This is a genomic window from Rathayibacter sp. AY1C7 (assembly GCF_002931865.1).
Classification (GTDB): Bacteria; Actinomycetota; Actinomycetes; order Actinomycetales; family Microbacteriaceae; genus Rathayibacter.
Genome location: NZ_PSWB01000054.1, coordinates 1 through 2329 on the forward strand (window position 1 = coordinate 1; position 2329 = coordinate 2329).

Genomic DNA, 2329 nt, shown 5'->3' on the forward strand with positions numbered 1-2329 from the left:
GAGTTGTCCACGATCCACAGCGACACGGAGTTCCAGAGCCCGGTGATGACGAGGACGCCGATGACGATGAGGAGCACGGCGACGGCCTTGTTGGCGTAGGCGCCGATGCGGCGCAGCCAGCGGCGTGAGCGTGCTGCGCGGGCGAGGACGAGTCCGAGCAGGAACAGCGGGGTGAGCATGCCGAGGAAGTAGACGAACCCCAGCGCGACGCCGAGTCCCACGGTGTCGATATTGGAGGCGAGGCCGTAGGCGATGGCGAGGGATGGGCCGAGGCAGGGGTACCAGACGGCGGCGCAGCTGATTCCGAGCAGCAGTGCCTTCGCGGCCGAGCCGCCCGGGGTGGACGTTTTCGTGATCCAGGGGATCCGGAGGAAGCCGAGGGAGTAGAGGCCGGCGGCGATGAGCAGTCCGCCGGCGATGAACGTGTACGGCGGCCGGGCGAGGTTCACGTTCGCGCCGAACGCGAGCAGCAGGGCCACGGATCCGATCAGTACGAGAGCGGCCCCGACCGCGAACGCGAGGATCGACCACACCTGCCGAGACGGTCGGGCCCGTCCGTCCCCTGTCGAGGTGAGGGCGCCGACGATGCCGGGGAGGATCGGTGCGGCACAGGGGGAGAGGAGAGCGAGCGCGCCCGCGAGGAACGCGGTGCCGAGCGCGGAGAACATCCCCTCACCCTAGTTTCCGGAAAGGGCACATCCTGGTCTCGCGCTTCCTAAGCTGACCTCGTGACCTGGACAAGTCGACCGCGCAGCATCGCAAGGGTGACCGCTCGAACCCTCGCCATCACGGCCATCGCTGCCGCGGGCGCGGCCTCGCTGAGCGGGTGCTTCACCACCGCCGAGCGGCCGCCGCTCACTTTCGCGGACCTCGACCGGGCGGCGACCGACGCCGATACGTTCCCGACGCTGCCCCCGCGGGCCTCCTCGTCCAAAATGGACGAGACCAGCTCCCGGCTCGTCGGCCGAGTCGGCGACCGGTCGCTGTTCCTGGCGCGCACGAGCGATCCGGAGACGACGTGCCTGACGAGCTTCGCTGACGAGGACACATGGAACCAAAGCTGCGGCGTCGGCGGGTTCGACTCCACGGTCGACCGGAACACTCTCCACGTCGTCCCGGACGGCGGGAGAGTCGAAGAGACGTGGACGCCGCTGAGCGAAAACGTCTTCATTGACAGTCCTGGTGTGCGGTGACGACGATCGAGGAGCTTCGACTGGATAAGAGAGGCAGGGAGCGGATGACTCAGAATCAAACTCGACTGCTCTCGTTCGCGTCGGCAGGAGCCCCGATCTTTGCAGTCGGGTTCGATGCTCGAGGAGGTCGCGGCGTTTCAAGTGCGAACTCCTTCTACCATCACCCCTCATTCCGACAAACGTTCTGGTCGCGGGTGAACCAGTGAAGCGTCGCGTCCGGTGGCGCTGGATTGCTCTCGCGGTCATCGTCCTCGTGGCGGGGTTTCTTCTCTCAAGCGACCTATCAGGGAGTTGTATGGACTACGTGAACGCGCCAGGCGTGTGCACTCGCGCCAACGAAGACCCGAGAACATGGGTCCTCCTTGTGATCGGTCCCCTGATCCTTGTGGGTGCGCTCTACCAAGCCTTCCGGCGTAGGTGACAGACGAAGAGGTATGCCCCTCTTGGGAGCGACATACTGCTTCGCGGGCGGGAGCGGTTGATCTATGACCGTCCTGGTCGTCGTGCAGAGATGGTTGATCGGTTGAACGGCTGGCGAGGTGCCGATTCGTGGCCCGTCTCAGGTGGCTGGCGGTGCTGTGATCTCGAGAGAAAGTTCGATCTCGATCGGGTCACCGCTGTGTGAGCGTAGGGCAAGAACAGCGGGGCCGGTGGGCAGGTCGGCGGGGAGGTCGAAGGACTCGTTGACAGTGGATCGTTCGCCCTTCGGTATCGGTCGGCCGAGGAGTATCTCTTCGCCGCTCGCGGAAGGGGTGATGGTCACCGTGACGTCCGAAGCTGCGCGGCTCGTGCCTCCGGTGTCTTCACACGTCTCCCAGATGAAGTCGGCGCTGAGCCGGACCACTCCGTCTGGTTGCAAGGTCGACTCTTGAAGCTCGACCGCTTTTGCGGCGCAGGATCCGGCCGAGCTCGAAGTCACGCCGGCGCAGCCGCTAACGCTGAAGACCATGCCTGCCGCGACGACAATGGATGTCAGCCCTGCTGTCCGTCCCTGCCTCATGCAGGTCAGTGAAGCATTGCGCGCTCCTGCTCTCATCACGAGCGCCGCAAACGTCATCAAACCGTTGATGTCCCGCACTCGGCCTTCGGTAGAGATCCGGAGGGCAGCGCCGGTCGAACCTCCCGTAACGGGATCG

At 65.4% G+C, this 2329-nt stretch carries 3 protein-coding genes; 1 reads left to right on the top strand and 2 read right to left on the bottom strand.

Annotation, left to right across the window (positions count from 1 at the left end; all coding sequences use genetic code 11):
• A partial coding sequence (locus tag C5C69_RS16525) for a cytochrome c biogenesis CcdA family protein (protein WP_104258318.1) occupies positions 1–668 on the bottom strand: 668 nt, incomplete at its 3' end.
• A gap of 96 nt (positions 669–764) precedes the next feature.
• On the opposite strand from C5C69_RS16525, the gene C5C69_RS16530 reads away from it, so the two are divergent.
• Complete coding sequence (locus tag C5C69_RS16530) at positions 765–1193, top strand: hypothetical protein (protein ID WP_104234412.1); 429 nt, start codon at positions 765–767, stop codon at positions 1191–1193.
• Between the two features lie 559 nt (positions 1194–1752).
• On the opposite strand, the gene C5C69_RS16785 is transcribed toward C5C69_RS16530, so the two are convergent.
• A partial coding sequence (locus C5C69_RS16785; protein WP_219812395.1) for a hypothetical protein occupies positions 1753–2329 on the bottom strand: 577 nt, incomplete at its 5' end.